We start from the raw sequence: 16,647 nt of genomic DNA, 5'->3' as shown, positions 1-16,647 counted from the left end.
AACGAAGTCCGACCTTGCAACGGTTCTGGCCGATCGTTAGGCTGACTCCACCGAAATTCGTGTGTTTTATCGAGGTATCACAGTGCTTGATGGCCGGCGGGTTCTGCTGATCGTCTCGGGCGGCATTGCTGCCTATAAATCTCTCGACCTGATCCGCCGCTTGAAAGAGCGCGGCGCGCTGGTCCGCTGCGTGCTGACGAAGGGAGCGGAAAACTTCGTCACCCCGCTCTCGGTCGCGGCGCTGTCGGGCGAGCCGGTTCGCACCGAGATGTTTTCGGCCGCCGACGAAAGCGAGATGGATCATATCCGCCTGACCCGGGAGTCCGATCTGGTGGTGGTGGCCCCGGCGACCGCGCATCTGCTGGCCCGGATGGCGGGCGGTCTGGCCGACGATCTGGCCACCACCTTGCTGCTGGCGACCTCGGTTCCGGTGCTGGTAGCCCCCTCGATGAACAGCAAGATGTGGGAGCATCCCGCCACCCAGGCCAATGTCGCGACGCTTGAGGCGCGGGGTATTCACCGCATCGGTCCCAACGCGGGCGATCTGGCCTGTGGCGAAACCGGCAGCGGCCGAATGGCAGAACCGGGGGAAATTCTGGCGCGGATCGAAACGATCCTGGGTGGTGGGCCGCTGGCCGGACGCCATGCCATCGTCACCTCGGGACCGACGATCGAACCGATCGACCCGGTTCGCTATATTGCCAACCGCTCGTCCGGGCGTCAGGGCCATGCGATCGCCGCCGCCCTGGCCGAACTGGGGGCCAAGGTCACCTTGGTCAGCGGCCCGGTCGCCCTGGCCGACCCGCCCGGCTGCACGGTGATCCGGGTCGAAAGCGCGATGCAGATGTTGAACGCGGCGCGGTCGGCTCTGCCTGCTGATATCGCCGTTTGCGCCGCCGCCGTTGCCGATTGGTCGGTGGTCAATCGCAGCACGGAAAAGCGCAAGAAAAAGATCGGCGAGGCTCCGCCGGTGATCGAACTGGGGCCCAATCCCGACATCCTGGCGACGCTGTCGCGGGCCGAGGCGGCGCGGCCGCGTCTGGTGATAGGCTTTGCCGCCGAAACCCAGGCCTTGATCGAAAACGCCCAGGATAAGCGGCTGCGCAAGGGCTGTGACTGGATTGTCGCCAACGATGTGTCCGAAGGAAGCGAATCCTTCGGCGGCGAGTCCAACACGGTTCATCTGATCGATGAGGATGGTGTCGAGGACTGGCCCCGCGCCAGCAAGATCGAGATCGCCCGCCGCCTGGCTCAGCGGATCGCCACAAGGTTCGAGGACGAGAGCCTCGGCTGAGACAAACCCGACGAGGAGTTTTTTAAGATGCCAGCGTCCGTCCTCGCTCCCCGGATCGAGGTGAAGGTTCTCGACCTGCGCCTGCACGATTGGGGGATGCCCCGTTATCAGACCGAAATGGCGGCGGCGCTCGATCTGCACGCCTGTGTGGATAATCCAATTATTCTACACCCCCAAGCGCCAGCTCAGTTGATCCCTTCCGGAATCGCAGTGTATATTGGGTGCGAGCATATCGCGGCTTTGTTGATGCCGCGGTCGGGATTGGGCCACAAAAAGGGGCTGGTTCTGGGCAACACGGTTGGATTGATCGATGCGGATTACACCGCCCAGGTGATGATAAGCGCCTGGAACCGCAATCCGGCCGGGTCCGAACCGATTGTCGTTACGCCGGGCGAGCGGATCGCACAATTGATGTTCGTTCCGGTGGTTCGTCCCGTTCTCGATATCGTCGAGTCCTTTTCGGCGACAACGGCGCGCGGCGAGGGCGGTTTCGGCTCCACCGGGACGGGAAAGGGAACGTAGGGCGATGCTAAGGCCGTCCAAGAAAATGCTGTTCGCGATCGAGGCTGTCCTCGATATCGCCTACCATGCCGGCGGCGAGCCGGTACAAAGCCGGGAAATCACCCGCCGCCAGGGTATTCCGCGCCGCTACCTCGAACAGACGCTCCAGCAATTGGTGCGGGCGGGCATTCTGGTCGGCGTGCGTGGTCCGCGCGGCGGCTATCGGCTGGCGCGCGAGCGGCGGCGGATTTCGGTGGGCGAGATCGTCCGCGTTGTCCGCGCCCTGGAAACCGTCGAGGATGCGGCGGAGGAAAGCCCCGCTTCGGCGCTGGGGCGTCAGGTGATCCGCCCGATGTGGGGCGATCTGGGCGAAGAGATCATGTCGCGCCTGGACGGGATCAGCATCGACGAATTGTGCATGCGGGCCTATCGCGACGGTGTTCCCAGCGAGGCGACGCAAAAGCTCGACTTCACGATCTGATCGCCACCAAATCGAAACGATTTTTCGGCAGAAGCGGGCCTGTGGCCCGCTTTTTTGTTGCGACAGGCGGGATTGCGTCTACAGCAGCAACTCGACCCGGGGGCCCTTGTCGCTGTTCTCCTCGATCTCGCCCCGGCAGGTGAACAACCGTTCCGCCGCAATCCCCGCCTCGGTCAGATAGGCCTTGGCGGTCGCGGCGCGGCGGTTGGCCAAGGCGATCAGGGAATCGCGGTCGGCCGGTTCCAGCCCCGCCGCCGACGGTTCCGCCCCGATCAGACGTTCAAGACGGCTTAACAGCGGCCGGTCCTGGTTCCGCCGCTGCAAGGTCAGCGCCTGTCCTTCCGACGCGACGGCCTTGCCGCACAGGGTCAGGCGCAGGCTGTCGCGGCCCTGCATCAGGGTGGCGACCTGATCGAGCGTCTGGTGTTGATCGTCGGACAGGGCGGCGCTGCCAGCGGCAAAGCCGAGCGGGGCCAGCGCGATCCGGCTGCTCTCTCCCATATCGGTAACGAGAGAGATCAGCGCGGTGACGGGAAACGCCAGTTTCAACGTCGACATCACCGTCGAGGACACCGCGCCCGCCACCGCCTGGGCGACGGCGTCGCTGACATCGAAATCGGGCGAATCGAGCCGTCCCCGCACCGGGATCGACAGGCGGATCCGGTCGTCGCCGCCGCGCAGCAGGTCCAGCATCGTCTCGACCGGCATTCCGGTCCGGCGCACCAGCGGCGCGTTGGGATCGGGGGCGGCAATGAACAGGTTGGACAGGGTCAGTTCAATCTGGCCGTCAAGATCGCCGTTACTGGCCCCGCCGCGCACGGTGCCGTCGAAATGGCCGGTGCGAAGATGAACCCCAAGCGATTCCGCCAGATAGGGCGAGAGGGGCGGCAGTTCCAGCGCGGTGATCCGGGCATCGACCCGTCCCCCCGGCGTGGCGGCGAACAGGCGCAGCGCGCCAGAGGCGGCGATCCTGGCTTCGCCGATCGAGGCGGAAAGATCGAACGGGCTGTCGCGGTCGGGATGAGCGCTGTCGAGTTGGGAGACGGTCAGATCGAGCGGACGCGCCAGCAGACGGACCGGCTCGTTCAGGCTGCGATCCTCGAACCACAGCTTGCTGCCGTCACCGACGGTCACCCGGTTGAACGCAAAGGTGAGGGGGGCGGCGGAAGACGACGATCCCTTGCCCGAGGCGGGGAAGGAGAAGCCGAGCAGGCCGGTTTCGGTCCGGGTCAGGCGCAAGGTCAGACCGGCAATATCGGCGGTATTGGCGGTAATGGCTCTGGCCCCGTCGAAGCTGGGATGGTCGAGACGCAGGGTGCGGGCCTCGATCCGCCAGGGATAGCCGGCCGAGCCACCGCGCCGCAGCCCGGATAGCCCATCGACGGCCAAGCGGGTTGCGCCGATGCCACCGGCGCCGGTGACGGTCAGGCCGGTGGCATCGATCCGGTCGGCCGTCATCCAGTCGCGCGCGCCCCGCGTTGCCGAGGCGGCAATCTGCTCGCCGCTCAGTTTGACCTGGGCGGCGATCGGCCAGGACGCATTGGCCGGGGTGGTTTCGAATTTGCCTTCGGTCCTGGCCTTGGCCAGCGTCACCAGATAATCGGACTCCGCCAGTTTGCCGCCATCCAGTTCCAACCGCCCTTCGGCGCGGGCGGTGGTGAGGCCGTTGGAATCGACCTGTCCGCTCCAGCGTAAAGCGGCGGCGGCGATGTCCGGAGGGCTGCCGGTCAGAGCAAGCGAGGTTAGACCCAACGTCCCCTGCCAGGATAGGCGGCTCCCGTTCAGGGTGGCGGGCGTGGCCTCCAGGCGCAACGCGGCGGCGGTGATGTTGGGTCCTGCGCCCTTCACCGCCAGAGACTCGGCGCTCAAACTGCCCTGCCAATTGACCTGACGGCCTTCCCAGCGCGCCGAAGCGGCGTCCAGGCGCAATGTGGCGGCCGACACCGTTACCGGCTGGGCGGTGACGCTGAGGCCGGAAGCGGTCAGATCGGCGGACAGATCAAGCCTGTCGCCGTTCCAGGTCGCCTGTTTCAGATCGAGGCGGAGGCTCTCGCCGCTCAGGCCGATTGGTGTGGCCAGACGCGGGGCATTGATCTCGGCCTTGCCCGATCCGTTCAAATTCGGCCCGGTGCCGGTCAGCTTACCCTCGACCGCGACCTCAAGATTGGCGCTGCCCTTGGCTCCGCCGATCCCGATTTCGCCCAGGGCCTCCTGAAACAAAGCGAGGTCCAGCCCCGTCGAGGTCAAGGACAGGGTAAAAGTCGGTTCGGGGGTGAAGGGCAGGACGGTGCCGCTCAGGCTCACCGGAGCCTCGTTCAGCGTACCCTCTAGGGTAAAGGAAACCGGCAGGTCAGGTTTCTGGCTGTGCAGATTGCTGACGACCAGACGGCGGATGGCGATGTTGGCTTGTAACGAGCCGCTGGCCAATTGCAGCCGACTGTCGGTCAGTTCCAGTTCGGCGAGATCAATCCCCCAGGATGATCCGGTCGCGACGACGGGGGGGGCGTCGGGTTGGCTTTCCCCGGCGGGGGGCGGCTCGCCCGACAGAGCCAGCGGCAAGCCGTTCAGGACAAAGACATCGCTGCCTTTCTCGCGGCGCAGATCGATGGTGACGCCGGTCAAAGACAGATGGTCGATCGCGACCCGTTTGCTGAACAACGGCCCCCAGCGGAAGCGGAGCGCGAGATCGCCCACTCCCAACGCGGAACTGCCCAGGGGGGCACGGGCGACGACTTGGCTGACCATCAGATGGCCGTCGAACAGCGACAGGGCGCTGTCGGCAACACTGACATCGACCATCCCGAAATCGCGCAATGTGCGGATCAGGCCCCACCTTAGCCCGGCATCGGGGAGAATAAGCCAACCCGACCCCAGCCCGGCCACGACGATGGCGATGGCCAGACCCCATTTTCCCCGCCGCCCTAGCCGGATGTTCCGCCAGCCTGCCGCCACGTCGCCTCCGTTCGCAATGCGTTGTTACATTATGATCGTGAGGCGGTAAAAAAGGCAAGCCCGGAACGCGGGAAGCGCGGTCCGGGCTTGGTTCAGGCAAACAAGAGCGGCGTTTATTCCCCGGTCATGATCCGATCGACCAGCTGGCGGACGGTGGGGATAAATCCGTTGGCGTAATAAGGGTCCTGGCCGAAGCGATAGGCATTGTGCCCGGCGAACATCAGTTCATTTTCGACGTCGCCGCCATGACCGATGTTCTGAAGCGTCTTCTGGATGCAGAAGCTGCGCGGGTCGGCCTTTTTCCCGGTGGTGCCGGACTCGCCCTGGGCCCAGTTCGAGAACTGGCACTGCGACAGGCACCCCATGCAATCGACCTGATCGCGGCGGATCGCCTCGGCCCGTTCGGGTCGGACGAACACCAGGGTCGAGGACGGGGTACGCAGCGCGTCGGAAAAGCCCTGGGCGATCCACGCCAAGGCCCGTTCCTTGTCATGCGGAGTGACCCAGACGATCCGGCCCCGGGCGCCGATCGGCAGCTCGGCGACATGATCGCCGACGCATTCGGGCGAATAGGGAATCTGATGCTCCAGCCGCTCGCACAATTCGCCGATAAAGGCGTTCTTGACCGCCGAGGAATAGAACCCGGTCGGGCTGAAATGGTGCAACAGCACGTCGCCGGGCTTCAAGGTCAGCAACCGCTTCTTCCAGGCGTCGGAGATCGGGCTTTCCTGGGTCAGCAGCGGGCGGGTGCCATACTGGAAGGCAACCGGGCCCAGCTCGGGATTGCCGATGAAGTCTTCCCACTCCTTCAGCCACCACACGCCACCGGCCATGAAGATCGGCACGTGGGCGAGACCGCATTCGGTCATCACCTGACGCACTTCGCGGACGCGGCCATAGGGCGCTTCGGGAGTCTGCGGGTCCTCGCTGTTGGACAAGCCGTTATGGCCACCCGCCAGCCAGGGATCTTCGTAGACGACACCACCCAGCAGAGCGGGGAATTTGTGGTACGAGCGCTTCCACAGGGCGCGGAAGGCGCGGGCCGAGGAAATGATCGGGTAGTAATAGACGTTGTTGCGCGCGGCGATCTCGGCGACGCGATAGGGCATGCCAGCGCCACAGGTAACGCCGTGGATCAGGCCCTTGGCCCCTTCCAGCACACCTTCGAGGATCGGCTCGGCGCCGCCCATCTCCCACAGCACGTTCATGTGCAGGCGGCCCTTGCCACCGGCGACGTCGTGGGCGATCCGCGCCTGGGAAATGCCGCCCTTGATGCCAAAGGCGATCAGCTCCTGATGCCGCTCGGCCCGGGTCTTGCCCTGATAGCGCATGACGACGGAATTACCGTCTTCATCATAATGATCGGCATTGACGCCGGAAAAGGTGCCGACGCCACCAGCAGCCGCCCAGGCTCCTGAGCTTTCGCCGGTGGAGATATTGACCCCCTTGCCGCCCTCCACGACGGGAAGGACCTCGCGACCGGAAATAATAATAGGATCGAGGGGTTTCAAGGCGACGATCACTCCTTGGCAGGCCATGGCCGCCGTCGCGGCCGGACGAGAGGGGACGACATATATAGTGCCATGGCGGGGGGGATCACCAGTGACATTACGAATTCATGACGAAGAAGGATAGTCGGTACAGATCGCAGCGATCCCTTCGCGCCACAGCATCCGCATCCGTTCCCGGTCGTTCAGGGTATATACCAGCAAAGTCATCCCGGCGGCAGTGATTGCACCCACAACCAAACGGTCTAATTCAGCCTGATCAGCAACCAATACGGTGCAATCCAGCTCTTCGGTCCGGGCTTGCCAGTCTGAGGGAACCGCACCGACCAACAGCCCGCGTGACCAACCGGGGACAACGGCGCGAGCGGTCTGCAAGGCTTCGGTGGAAAAGCTGGTCACCAACGGGGGCGGGCAGGTGGCGGGCCACAGCGCCGCCGCGACCGTCAGGGCAACCTGGGCGGTTTCCGCTTCGCGCCCTTCATCGGGCTTCAACTCGATATTAACCGCCAGCCCAAGTTCGAGGCACAGGCTGAGCGCCTGCTCCAGGGTCGGAATCGGCTCGCCGGCAAACGCCGGAGCGAACCACGATCCGGCATCCAGCATCGACAGCGCGGCACGGGTCAGCGCCGCGACCGGGCCGGTTCCATTGCTGGTGCGGTCAAGATCGTCGTCATGGAACAGCACCGGCCGCCCGTCGGCGGACAGCCGGACATCGATTTCCACCATCGCCGCTCCGGCCCGCGCTGCCGCACGCAACGCCGCCAGGGTGTTCTCGGGGGCCAGACCGGCGGCGCCGCGATGCCCGATTTGGGGAGGGAAGGCGATCATGAGGCAAGCTTTGCTAACACCGCCTCGACGGTGATCGCGGTCATGCAGCGGGGATCGGTACAGGCCGACTTGCGGTGATTGGCCGCCGAGACGCAGGGCGAACAGGCCAGACCGGCAAAGACGAAGCGGGCGTTGGGGTTAAGCGCGCCGTACAGCGCCGGGGTCTCCGGGCCGAACAGGACGATTGTGCGCAGACCGGACGGCGCGGCGAAATGGGCCGGGCCGCTGTCGTTGGTGACCATCGCTTCGGACAGGGTGTAGAGCAACGGCAGTTCGGTCAGGCGGGTAAAGCCGCACAGCACCACCACCCGTTCGGAGCCCAATTGGTCGGCGATCGCTTCGGCCTCGGGGCGCTCGGACGCGGTGCCGGTCAGCAGCAGGGCGACACCCTCCTGCTCCAGCAGGCGGCGGGCCAGTTCGAGATAGCGCGCCACCGGCCACCGCCGCAGCGGCATCAATTCGCTGCTGTTGGGGTTGAGGATGATCCAGCGCGGGTGACGCGCCAGGACCGGATAGGCCTCAATCAAGCGGGAGCGGAACGCGGCCAGCACCGCCGGCTCGGCGACATGGGGCACCAGACGGATATCCTCGTCGCTGAACACGCTTTTGCTGAAGGGAACGGTGTCTTCGGGTTCCGATAGCGCTTCGACCAGCGACAGGAAGTTCTTGGCGATGTGCATATGGGGGTTATAGGCGACGCGATGGGTCAGCAATTCACCGCGATACAGCCCCTCGTTATGGAAACGGTGAAAGCCGACCCGCTTTTGCGCCCCCGACAGGAAGGTCAGCAGCGCGCTATAGCGGGAAAACAGTTCCAGATCGATCGCGGCCAGCAGGTCGAGGCGGCGCATCGTCCAGATCGCCCGCAGCGTATCAAGGGTCAATGACAGGAAAGTGTCGGCGCGGATGGTCAGAACTTGTTCGGGCGGAATGGTTCCGGTGATCTCGAGGCTGGGACGATTGGCGGCGAAGATCAGGAAAAAAAGGCGCGAGTCGGGAAACCGGGCCTGGACCCGGCGCATCGCCGGATCGGCCAGGATGGTGCTGCCCATCTCGGACAATTCGATGAACAGAATGTCGCGGCCGGTAGCGCGCGCGGCCGGGCGAATCCGTCGCCACAGCCACCAGACGGCGGTCAGCAGAGCGCAGAGCGGAACCCCCACCCAGAAATCGACCCGGCGCATGCTGTCGACCTTCATCGCTCGTCCCTCCGATCCTTGAACAGACCCGGCTGATAGGATTCCCCCAACCAGATTTCATAATGGTCGATCGTCCGTCCGCCCCAATTCCGGTCGATCACGTCCAACAGGGTGACCCGCTCGAAATAACGGGAAACGTCCTCGATCGCATGCCGTCCGGTCCGCGATACAAACACGGCGTTGCGGCCGGGCAGGGTGGCCACGTCGTCACGGGTATAGGACGGAATGCGCGGCACCCCGTCCGATCCGGTAAGAAATACCACCGGATGATCCGGGAGATAATAGGTCAGCAGCCCACTCAACTCATGTTTCGCGACGATGATAAAGGTATCGGGATGCGTGGTTCGCTGCTTTTCCACCGCCTGGGCCAGCTGGTCCCAGCCGCCCAGCCGCCCCAACGGGTCGAGCTTGGGCGGAATCGGCAAGATCGCCGTCGCCATCTGGAGATAGACCACCGCCAGCAGCACACCGCCCAGTATCGGAGCGGCAAGGTAAAGACGTCGCAACAGGCACCAGCGCGGACCCAGTCGCAGCGCGCCATTGATCGCGACCCAGCCCCCGGCGGCGGCGGCGATGCCGCCGATCCAGGCCGGGCCGGCCCAATGCGGCTGAACCAATCCGCCCCAGGAATGATGGACGAAAAAGGCGAGAACCGGGGCCGAACTGGCTCCCAGCAGGAACCATTCAGGGCGGCGACGACGCCAGCCCGTCCACAGCGCCCAGCCCATGCCCCACACACAGAAACCGAACAGCAACGGGGTGATCAGCCCGATCTGAGTCCCGGCAAAGGTGGCAAGACTGAGCAGCGGATCGGGTACGTCACTGTCGAAGGAATGGGACAATTGCTTGCGAAACGAAATCCATTCGTGCTGCCAGTTCCAGATCAGCACCGGCGCGGTACAGGCCAGCGCCACCAAAGCGGCCAGAATCAGGTGGCCGATCCGTCGCCACCAGCGCCAGCCCTGGCGGAACAGCACGAACAGCGACAGCACGCCGGGCAGGATCAGCACCATCGTGTACTTGCCGGTAAAGCCCAATCCCAGCGCGATCGCCAGGACATAGAGCCAGACCGCCCGATCTTCGCGCATCAGCCGGACCGCGGCCCACAGCGCCAGCGACCAGAACACCAGCAATGGCGCGTCGGGGGTGGCGATCACCGAGGCGGCGCCGAACAGCAGGGTCAGGTTCAGCCACAGCGCGGCAGTCAGACCGGCGGTCGAACTGTCGAAGGCGCGGCGGGTGGTGTCATAGATCAGCAGGGTAACGATGGCCGAGGACAGGACCGAGGGCAGCCGAACCGCCAGTTCGGAGGTGCCGAACAAAGCGGTGGTGCCCGCCAGCCACCAGGCGGCCATGCCGGGATGATCGAAATAGGAAAGCTGAAGCTGGCGCGACCACAGCCAGTAATAGGCTTCGTCGCCGGACAGCAGGCCGATCCCGGCTGTCAGCGCGTGAACCAGTCCCATGCCCACCACCAGGGCAGCCAGGGCGGCGATATGTCGCCAGGGTGCCGCTTTCCGGTCGGAAGCGGTCTTCGTCGCAATGTCCAAGTCCTGGCCTCCGGGGCGGTGTCATGCCGGGCGAGGTGAGGCGCGGCAATAGCACGAATCGCGGCGGTAACGCCAGGGTGACGACGTAAAAAACCGCCCGGAGAGGAGGTTTCCGGGCGGTTTGTCGTCAGTCGGAAGGATCAGCCGTCGACGCGAACGATCACATCGACGCGACGGATGGTGTGCCCTACTGGAGCGCAGGGAACTTTCGAAACCGCGATCATTTCAGCCGGAATGTCGCACAACCGGCCGGTTTTCTCGTAAAAGAAATGATGGTGATCGGTGGTGTTAGTGTCGAAATAGGATCGACCGGATTCCACAACTATTTCGCGCAAAAGCGCAACTTCGGTGAATTGGTGCAGGGTGTTGTACACCGTCGCCAGCGAGACGCGGATATTGTTCGACAAAGCCTCGGAATGAAGCTGTTCCGCCGAGATGTGGCGATCGCCATTGTCAAACAGCAGGCGGGCCAGGGCGAGACGCTGGCGGGTCGGACGCAAACCCACCGCGCGGAGGCGGTCGAGGGCTTGGCTATAGGGTCGAACGGTCATCATCGTCATCGGCTGGCACCTTATGCCCGATCGAAACTGATCTGAGATTATCTTACCTGGAACCGTTCGAATAAGCCAGCGCTGATACAGAAATCATTGCTATAAAGATGGCCTAGACCTTCGGCTGGGGCAAAGGGGGCGGTTCCCGTCCTGGACCTCTGGATCGCTTTTAGCGACAATAAAGGGGCGGGAAAACGGTTATCACAGGAAAGGAACAGACCTATGGCGATGTTGGTGTTGAGCGTGGTCGAAGAGGCCGACGTCAACGGGCGCGAAATCCTCAGCACCGGGATATCGATGGTGGGGCTGGGCGGAGACGACGTCGTCTGTGGTCGTTGTGGACGCGAAATGATGTCGCAGGTCCCGATCCGGACGATGCAGGCGACGTTGCTCTATCGCTGTGAGGGCTGTGGCGCGCTGAACGAAGTTCCGCCCGACGCCGAATCGTAACGGCCCTGGCCGGGCAGTGCCCGGGTCAAGACCTCAGTCTTCCGAGGCCGCGTTCAAAACGGCGCGGGCTTCGTGCTCGTCGATCTGGTGAACGTCGGTCAGGTGGGTTTCCCAATTCTCGACATATTCGCGAACCGCCACCAACAGGCACTCTTCAAGGGTCTGCCCGGTTTCCGCCGCCAGCGCCTCCAGACGAGCCTTCAGGTCAGGGGGGAGTGTGACCGCAAGGGTATTCATCGTCCGTCCTCATTGACAAAGACGGCCGCACTCTAGCGCCTTTCGTGTGCCCATGCCAGTTCCGACCGGCGCGGGCGAAAGATCGGGCTGGGATTGCCCAGCGGGGACAGCGGCAGGTCGGGTTGCCAAGTCACGAATTGCGGGCGATAGAGAAATCCCTGGACCAGATCGGCTCCCTGACGGGTTGCCCAGGCCAGATCGGCTTCGGTCTCGATCCCCTCGAAGATCAGCCGCTTTCCGGTATCGCGGGCAAATCCGGCCAGGGCCGACAGCAGGCGCAGCGCAACCGGATCGTCGCGCCGGTCGAGCCAGTCGCGGGCAATCTTCATATCGTCGATTTCGGCCAGAACGGCGAACGAGACCAGACTGTCGCCGCCGCCGATATCGTCCAGCGCGACTCGAACCCCCAGCCGCCGCAGCCGAGCCAGCATCGTCAGGCTGAGCCGGGAATCCGTGACCGAGCAATTTTCGATGATCTCGACCCCGATATCGTTGCGAAGCGATAACAACCCCAACAACGGATTGTTGCCCCCATTGCCTCCGCCAGCGGCAAAGGCATCGGGATCAAGGTTGACGAACAGCGGAACCCCCTGCGGCGCATGGGCGATCTGGTCGCGCTTGGCACGGAATTCGATTTCGTACAAAGCCGGGGGCGAGGCGTGGAGCGCCTTGAACACCCGGTCGGGGGCGACCGGCTCGCCCTGACGGGTGCGGAATCGACTGAGCGCTTCATAGGCGGCAATGCGGCCGGTGCCGACCTCGACCAGCGGCTGGTATTCAACCCCGACCGACCGCTGAGACATGATGTCGGCGATGACCGAGGCCGGCAATCCCTCGCCCGCATCGATTGGGCTGGGGCGCAATCTGGTTCGAGTCACGATCGCAGCTCCGGGCCGCCCCGGGTCAGCAAGGCCAGGGTATGGGCCAATGTTTCGCGGGAAAGCCCCAGCCCGTCCTCGGTGGCCATCTCGGTCAATTCATCAAGGCTCGAGGCCTTGTCTTCCTCCAGCATATGACGGGCGACCCAGATGCGCGTGTGGGTAGGGATCAGACCCGCCGCCCTGACCAAGGCCACGGCTCCCGAGAATGCGCTATAATCGATCATTGCAGCCCCCTGGCTTGTCGCTATGCAATTAATAACCATTATCATCATGGCGTCAAGAGTGGGGTGGGGCATTTGATTAGAATTATACCAACAAACTGCGTAATGTGGCCTATTGCCACGATAAAAATCTTGTAGCATAGTTCCGGCCATCGAAACCGAGGAGTTCACCATGAGCAAGGACAAGAATCGTGGGGCCCACCACATCGATATCGGCATCGACGAGAAGGCGCGCGAGCAGATTGGTGCCGGCTTGTCGCGGATGCTGGCCGACACCTACACTCTGTATCTGAAGACCCACAACTTTCACTGGAATGTCACCGGGCCGATGTTCAGCACGCTGCACCTGATGTTCGAGGCGCAGTACACCGAACTGGCTCTTGCGGTCGATCTGATCGCCGAGCGGATCCGCGCCCTGGGCTTCCCGGCCCCCGGCAGCTATCGCCAGTTCGCCGAGCTGACCTCGATCACCGAGGAAACTACGGTTCCGTCGGCCGAGGAGATGATCCGCCAGTTGGTCAAGGATCAGGAAGCGGTGGTCCGCACCGCCCGCTCGATCTTCCCGGTGGTTGACGAAGCCCATGACGAGCCGACCGCCGATCTGCTGACCCAGCGGATGCAGGTCCATGAGAAGACGGCGTGGATGCTGCGCAGCCTGCTCGACTAGAGCCTTCGGCTCGACTTGGCCTGGCCGCCCGCAGGGGCGGCCAGGCCTTTTTCATATTCAGGCGATCAGGATAGGGGAGGGCGACCAGCCCCAGCCGGGATCGTTCGGGTCTCACGAGGCGCTGAAAAAGAAAGGGGCACCAGGTTTTCCCGGTGCCCCTCGCTGCTGTCCGTGCCGCCCGAAGGCGGAAGAGGATCAGTGGACGGTTTCGCCATGCAGAGCGATGTCGAGACCTTCGCGTTCCTCTTCGGCGGTGACACGCAGACCGATGGTCCAGTCAACCAGCTTCAGCAGGATGTAGGAGGCAACTGCGGTATAGCCCGCGGTGATCAGCACGCCCCACAACTGGGTCAGGACCTGACCGGAATTGCCTTCCAGCGCACCGGCGGTGCCGCCGATCGCTTCGACCGCGAACACGCCGGTCAGGATGGCACCGATGATGCCGCCGACGCCGTGAACGCCGAAGGCGTCGAGCGAGTCGTCATACTTCAGGGCATGCTTCAGGGTGGTCGAGGCCCAGTAGCAGCCGATACCGGCGGCAAAGCCGATCACCAGGGCGCCCTTCGGACCGACGAAGCCCGAGGCGGGGGTGATCGCGACCAGACCGGCGACGGCACCGGAGATCAGGCCGAGAACCGACGGCTTCTTGCGCAGGATCCATTCCGCGAACACCCAGGACAGGGCGGCGGCGGCGGTGGCGATGTGGGTCACCAGGAAGGCCATGCCGGCACGACCGTCGGCGGCGACGGCGGACCCGGCATTGAAGCCGAACCAGCCCACCCACAGCAGGGACGCGCCGATGATCGACAGGGTCAGGTTGTGCGGAGCCATGTTGTCGACGCCGTAGCCCTTGCGCGGGCCAAGCACCAGAGCGGCAACCAGACCGGCAACACCGGCGTTGATGTGAACGACGGTACCGCCCGCGAAATCGAGCACGCCCATCTTGCCGAGGAAGCCGACGGCGGCGGCGTTGGAGTCAAGCGCCCACACCCAGTGCGCGATCGGCGCGTAGACGACGATCGACCACAGGCCGATGAACACCAGCATCGCCGAGAACTTCATGCGGTCGGCAAAAGCGCCGGTGATGAGGGCCGGGGTGATGATGGCGAAGGTGCACTGGAAGGCCCAGAACACCGATTCAGGAATCGGACCGCTGAGCGAGCCTTTTTCCAGGCCGTCGAGCAGAACCCGGCTGAACCCGCCGATGTAGGGGTTCTCGCCGGTGAAGGCGAGGCTGTAGCCGATCACGGCCCAGATCACCGTCACCAGGGCGGTGATGGCGAAGCTCTGCGCGGTGATGGCAAGGACGTTCTTCTTGCGGACCATGCCGCCGTAGAACAGGGCGACGCCGGGAATGGTCATCAGCAGCACCAGGGCGCTGGAGACGAGCATCCAAGCGGTGGCGCCGCTATCGAGCGTCGGCGCGGCAGCGGCGGCGGCAGCCACCGGAGCGGCAGCTTCTTCCGCCTGGGCGGCGGTGGCAAGCAGGGCCGCGCCCAGCGCCGGGCCCGCGCCCAACAGGAAAGATTTGAAACGGTGAATCATGTTTACCCCCGAAGCGGCTCTGCGAGAGGACGTGCCGACATGGGGTGGGAGTATCCCGTGCTCCGGTCGGCGCGCTTGGTCAGTAACAAGAACCGTGCCAACAGGCGCGGCAGCAGAAAATCCCGATCCTTCGGGTCCGTTGCCCCCGACGCCAGACCGGACGTGGTCCGGTCCCTGGCGTTCAATTAGGCAACCCCTCTGTCCCGTGGCGTAAAAATAAGCAGGAGGACAGAGCGGACCCGTGGCCTCGGACCGACGGCAGCCCCGGCCGAACCGATGAAGCGGTTCGGAAACGAGCGCGCAATCTGATCCGGTGCCCACCATCATGGTGACGGCTAGATCGCTTCGGCGTTGGTTTCGCCGGTGCGGATGCGGAATGCCTGCTGGATTTCGGTGACGAAAATCTTGCCGTCGCCGATCTTGCCGGTCCGGGCCGCAGCCTGGATCGCTTCGACCACGCGGTCGGCCAACTCGTCGTTGACGGCAACCTCGATCTTAACCTTGGGCAGGAAATTGACGACGTATTCAGCGCCGCGATAGATCTCGGTCTGCCCCTTCTGGCGTCCAAAACCCTTGACCTCGCTCACGGTCAGCCCCTGGACTCCCAGCGGCGTGAGCGCTTCGCGGACCTCGTCCAGTTTGAAGGGCTTGATGATGGCCATGATCAGCTTCATCGTGTGGTCCCCATGCAAATCCTGTGGACCCGCCGTCCCCGGTGCGGAACCCGTCGCGTTAGGCGACGGTGGGAGGGCGGATCACGGTTGATCGGTCGCAAAGCACGTTTGCGATGTTCCGCACCCTCCCGCCTTTCAAGCAGCGTGCCGAATGGCCCGCCACCGACCGCGGCGGGGATTTCCGCGGTCTTTTTTTGCAACGGAGCAAAGACGGCGGAGCTGACTGCCCGATTTGTGGGCTGTCGTCCGCCGCTTTGCCCGTTTTATGCGCTATGACCCGCAATGGGTTCAGCCGTTGCTGCCGGTTTCCAGCACGCGGGCCTCATCGGCCAGCATGATCGGAATGCCATCGCGGATCGGATAGGCCAGACCGGCCTTGTCGTCGATCAGTTCCTGACGGCCAGCATCGTAGCGCAACGGCGCGTGGGTTCCGGGGGCAACCAGGATTTCCAGCAGCTTGGGATCGAAAGAAGACGTACGGTCAGGCATCTTGTGCAACTCCTGTCAGTGAATCGAGGTGCTGACACACTCGGTCAGCAATTCCTTTTGGATCAGCGCGGTCATCAGGCGACAGCGTTCGGCATTGTCGGCTGCTTCCAACAACGCCTGCTTCTCGTCCGGGGTAAACGGGCAGGCCATCGCCAGACGAACCGTCAATTCGGTATCGTCGGCTTTTTCCAGTTCGGCCAGATCGGCCCCCATCCCATGCCCGGTCATGTAGCGCCGCAGCACCGCCAGCAGCGGCTGGCGATCGATCGGGGTTTCGTCACGGGCGGTCAGATCGGTGGCAAAGGGGGAATAATCGGCGATTACCCGGCGATAGCCCGCGTGGCCTTCGCTTTCCCCGCACAGCCGAAAGCGGGCCATTCCAGTCACTGTAACCAGATAACGGCCATCGCCGGTTTCGACAAAGGTGGTGACCCGCCCGACGCAGCCGACCCCATGCAGCCCGCTGACCGGGCCGCCGGGTTCGGTGCGGGGCTGGACCAGGGCCAGCATCCGTCCCTCGCCCAGGCAATCGTCGATCAAGGCCAGATAGCGCGGCTCGAACACGATCAGCGGCAGTGCGCCGCCGGGCAGCAAAATCGTTCCCGGCACCGCGAACACC

Annotated in this window: 18 protein-coding genes; 5 read left to right on the top strand and 13 right to left on the bottom strand. The window is 64.2% G+C overall.

What is annotated here, in order from left to right; all coding sequences use genetic code 11:
- The first annotated feature begins 82 nt into the window (after positions 1-82).
- From coaBC to K678_RS14560, 3 genes are read left to right on the top strand one after another with little or no spacing between them, the layout of a single operon-like run.
- Complete coding sequence (coaBC, locus tag K678_RS14570) at positions 83-1,294, top strand: bifunctional phosphopantothenoylcysteine decarboxylase/phosphopantothenate--cysteine ligase CoaBC (protein WP_021133236.1); 1,212 nt, start codon at positions 83-85, stop codon at positions 1,292-1,294.
- A gap of 27 nt (positions 1,295-1,321) precedes the next feature.
- A complete protein-coding gene (dut, locus tag K678_RS14565; RefSeq protein ID WP_021133235.1) occupies positions 1,322-1,816 on the top strand; it encodes a dUTP diphosphatase in 495 nt (164 codons plus the stop codon).
- A 4-nt stretch (positions 1,817-1,820) separates the two neighbouring features.
- Positions 1,821-2,276, top strand: a complete 456-nt coding sequence (locus K678_RS14560; RefSeq protein WP_021133234.1) for an RrF2 family transcriptional regulator — start codon at positions 1,821-1,823, stop codon at positions 2,274-2,276.
- A 78-nt stretch (positions 2,277-2,354) separates the two neighbouring features.
- Here K678_RS14560 and K678_RS14555 read toward each other — a convergent pair whose 3' ends face one another.
- The 6 genes from K678_RS14555 to irrA all read right to left on the bottom strand — a co-directional run bounded on the left by K678_RS14555 (position 2,355) and on the right by irrA (position 10,873).
- Positions 2,355-5,228, bottom strand: coding sequence for a DUF748 domain-containing protein (locus tag K678_RS14555; RefSeq protein ID WP_155804566.1), 2,874 nt, complete (start codon positions 5,226-5,228; stop codon positions 2,355-2,357).
- Between the two features lie 113 nt (positions 5,229-5,341).
- The gene (locus K678_RS14550; protein WP_051185950.1) at positions 5,342-6,766 is read right to left on the bottom strand and encodes an NAD(P)H-dependent flavin oxidoreductase; all 1,425 of its coding nucleotides are present in this window, start codon (positions 6,764-6,766) and stop codon (positions 5,342-5,344) included.
- Between the two features lie 78 nt (positions 6,767-6,844).
- On the bottom strand, positions 6,845-7,564 hold the full coding sequence (ugpQ, locus tag K678_RS14545) for a glycerophosphodiester phosphodiesterase (RefSeq protein ID WP_021133231.1): 720 nt from the start codon (positions 7,562-7,564) through the stop codon (positions 6,845-6,847).
- On the bottom strand, positions 7,561-8,763 hold the full coding sequence (locus K678_RS14540; RefSeq protein WP_021133230.1) for a glycosyltransferase family 9 protein: 1,203 nt from the start codon (positions 8,761-8,763) through the stop codon (positions 7,561-7,563). The genes ugpQ and K678_RS14540 overlap by 4 nt, the downstream gene beginning before the upstream one ends.
- Positions 8,760-10,313, bottom strand: coding sequence for an ArnT family glycosyltransferase (locus K678_RS14535; RefSeq protein WP_021133229.1), 1,554 nt, complete (start codon positions 10,311-10,313; stop codon positions 8,760-8,762). Before K678_RS14535 ends, K678_RS14540 begins: the two co-directional genes overlap by 4 nt.
- Before the next feature lie 140 nt (positions 10,314-10,453).
- Positions 10,454-10,873 carry an iron response transcriptional regulator IrrA gene (irrA, locus tag K678_RS14530; protein WP_021133228.1) on the bottom strand — a complete coding sequence of 140 codons (420 nt, stop codon included), beginning with the start codon at positions 10,871-10,873 and terminating at the stop codon, positions 10,454-10,456.
- Positions 10,874-11,086: 213 nt separating this feature from the next.
- On the opposite strand from irrA, the gene K678_RS14525 reads away from it, so the two are divergent.
- Positions 11,087-11,314 carry a hypothetical protein gene (locus tag K678_RS14525; RefSeq protein ID WP_021133227.1) on the top strand — a complete coding sequence of 76 codons (228 nt, stop codon included), beginning with the start codon at positions 11,087-11,089 and terminating at the stop codon, positions 11,312-11,314.
- Positions 11,315-11,347: 33 nt separating this feature from the next.
- Here K678_RS14525 and K678_RS14520 read toward each other — a convergent pair whose 3' ends face one another.
- Genes K678_RS14520 through K678_RS14510 form a run of 3 tightly spaced genes read right to left on the bottom strand, consistent with a single transcriptional unit; the run spans position 11,348 to position 12,656 of the window.
- Entirely contained in the window at positions 11,348-11,551 is a 204-nt protein-coding gene (locus tag K678_RS14520; protein WP_021133226.1) for a ribbon-helix-helix protein, CopG family, read from the bottom strand.
- Positions 11,552-11,583: 32 nt separating this feature from the next.
- A complete protein-coding gene (locus K678_RS14515; protein ID WP_155804565.1) occupies positions 11,584-12,429 on the bottom strand; it encodes an EAL domain-containing protein in 846 nt (281 codons plus the stop codon).
- Entirely contained in the window at positions 12,426-12,656 is a 231-nt protein-coding gene (locus K678_RS14510; RefSeq protein ID WP_021133224.1) for a hypothetical protein, read from the bottom strand. Before K678_RS14510 ends, K678_RS14515 begins: the two co-directional genes overlap by 4 nt.
- Positions 12,657-12,825: 169 nt before the next feature.
- Between K678_RS14510 and K678_RS14505 the strand changes: the two genes are divergently transcribed.
- Positions 12,826-13,320, top strand: a complete 495-nt coding sequence (locus K678_RS14505) for a Dps family protein (protein ID WP_021133223.1) — start codon at positions 12,826-12,828, stop codon at positions 13,318-13,320.
- 195 nt (positions 13,321-13,515) lie between these two features.
- Here K678_RS14505 and K678_RS14500 read toward each other — a convergent pair whose 3' ends face one another.
- The 4 genes from K678_RS14500 to K678_RS14480 all read right to left on the bottom strand — a co-directional run bounded on the left by K678_RS14500 (position 13,516) and on the right by K678_RS14480 (position 16,646).
- On the bottom strand, positions 13,516-14,865 hold the full coding sequence (locus K678_RS14500; RefSeq protein ID WP_021133222.1) for an ammonium transporter: 1,350 nt from the start codon (positions 14,863-14,865) through the stop codon (positions 13,516-13,518).
- A 335-nt stretch (positions 14,866-15,200) separates the two neighbouring features.
- A complete protein-coding gene (locus K678_RS14490; RefSeq protein ID WP_021133221.1) occupies positions 15,201-15,539 on the bottom strand; it encodes a P-II family nitrogen regulator in 339 nt (112 codons plus the stop codon).
- 288 nt (positions 15,540-15,827) lie between these two features.
- Complete coding sequence (locus K678_RS14485) at positions 15,828-16,028, bottom strand: Trm112 family protein (RefSeq protein WP_021133220.1); 201 nt, start codon at positions 16,026-16,028, stop codon at positions 15,828-15,830.
- A gap of 15 nt (positions 16,029-16,043) precedes the next feature.
- Positions 16,044-16,646 (bottom strand): LON peptidase substrate-binding domain-containing protein, encoded by a 603-nt coding sequence (locus K678_RS14480; protein WP_021133219.1) that lies wholly within the window; start codon positions 16,644-16,646, stop codon positions 16,044-16,046.
- Position 16,647 lies beyond the last annotated feature (1 nt).

The sequence above is a fragment of the Magnetospirillum fulvum MGU-K5 genome, from assembly GCF_000442515.1.
GTDB classification, from domain to species: domain Bacteria; phylum Pseudomonadota; class Alphaproteobacteria; order Rhodospirillales; family Magnetospirillaceae; genus Phaeospirillum; species Phaeospirillum fulvum_B.
The sequence above is the reverse complement of the archived record's forward strand: the minus strand, read 5'-3'. Positions and strand labels throughout refer to the sequence as shown.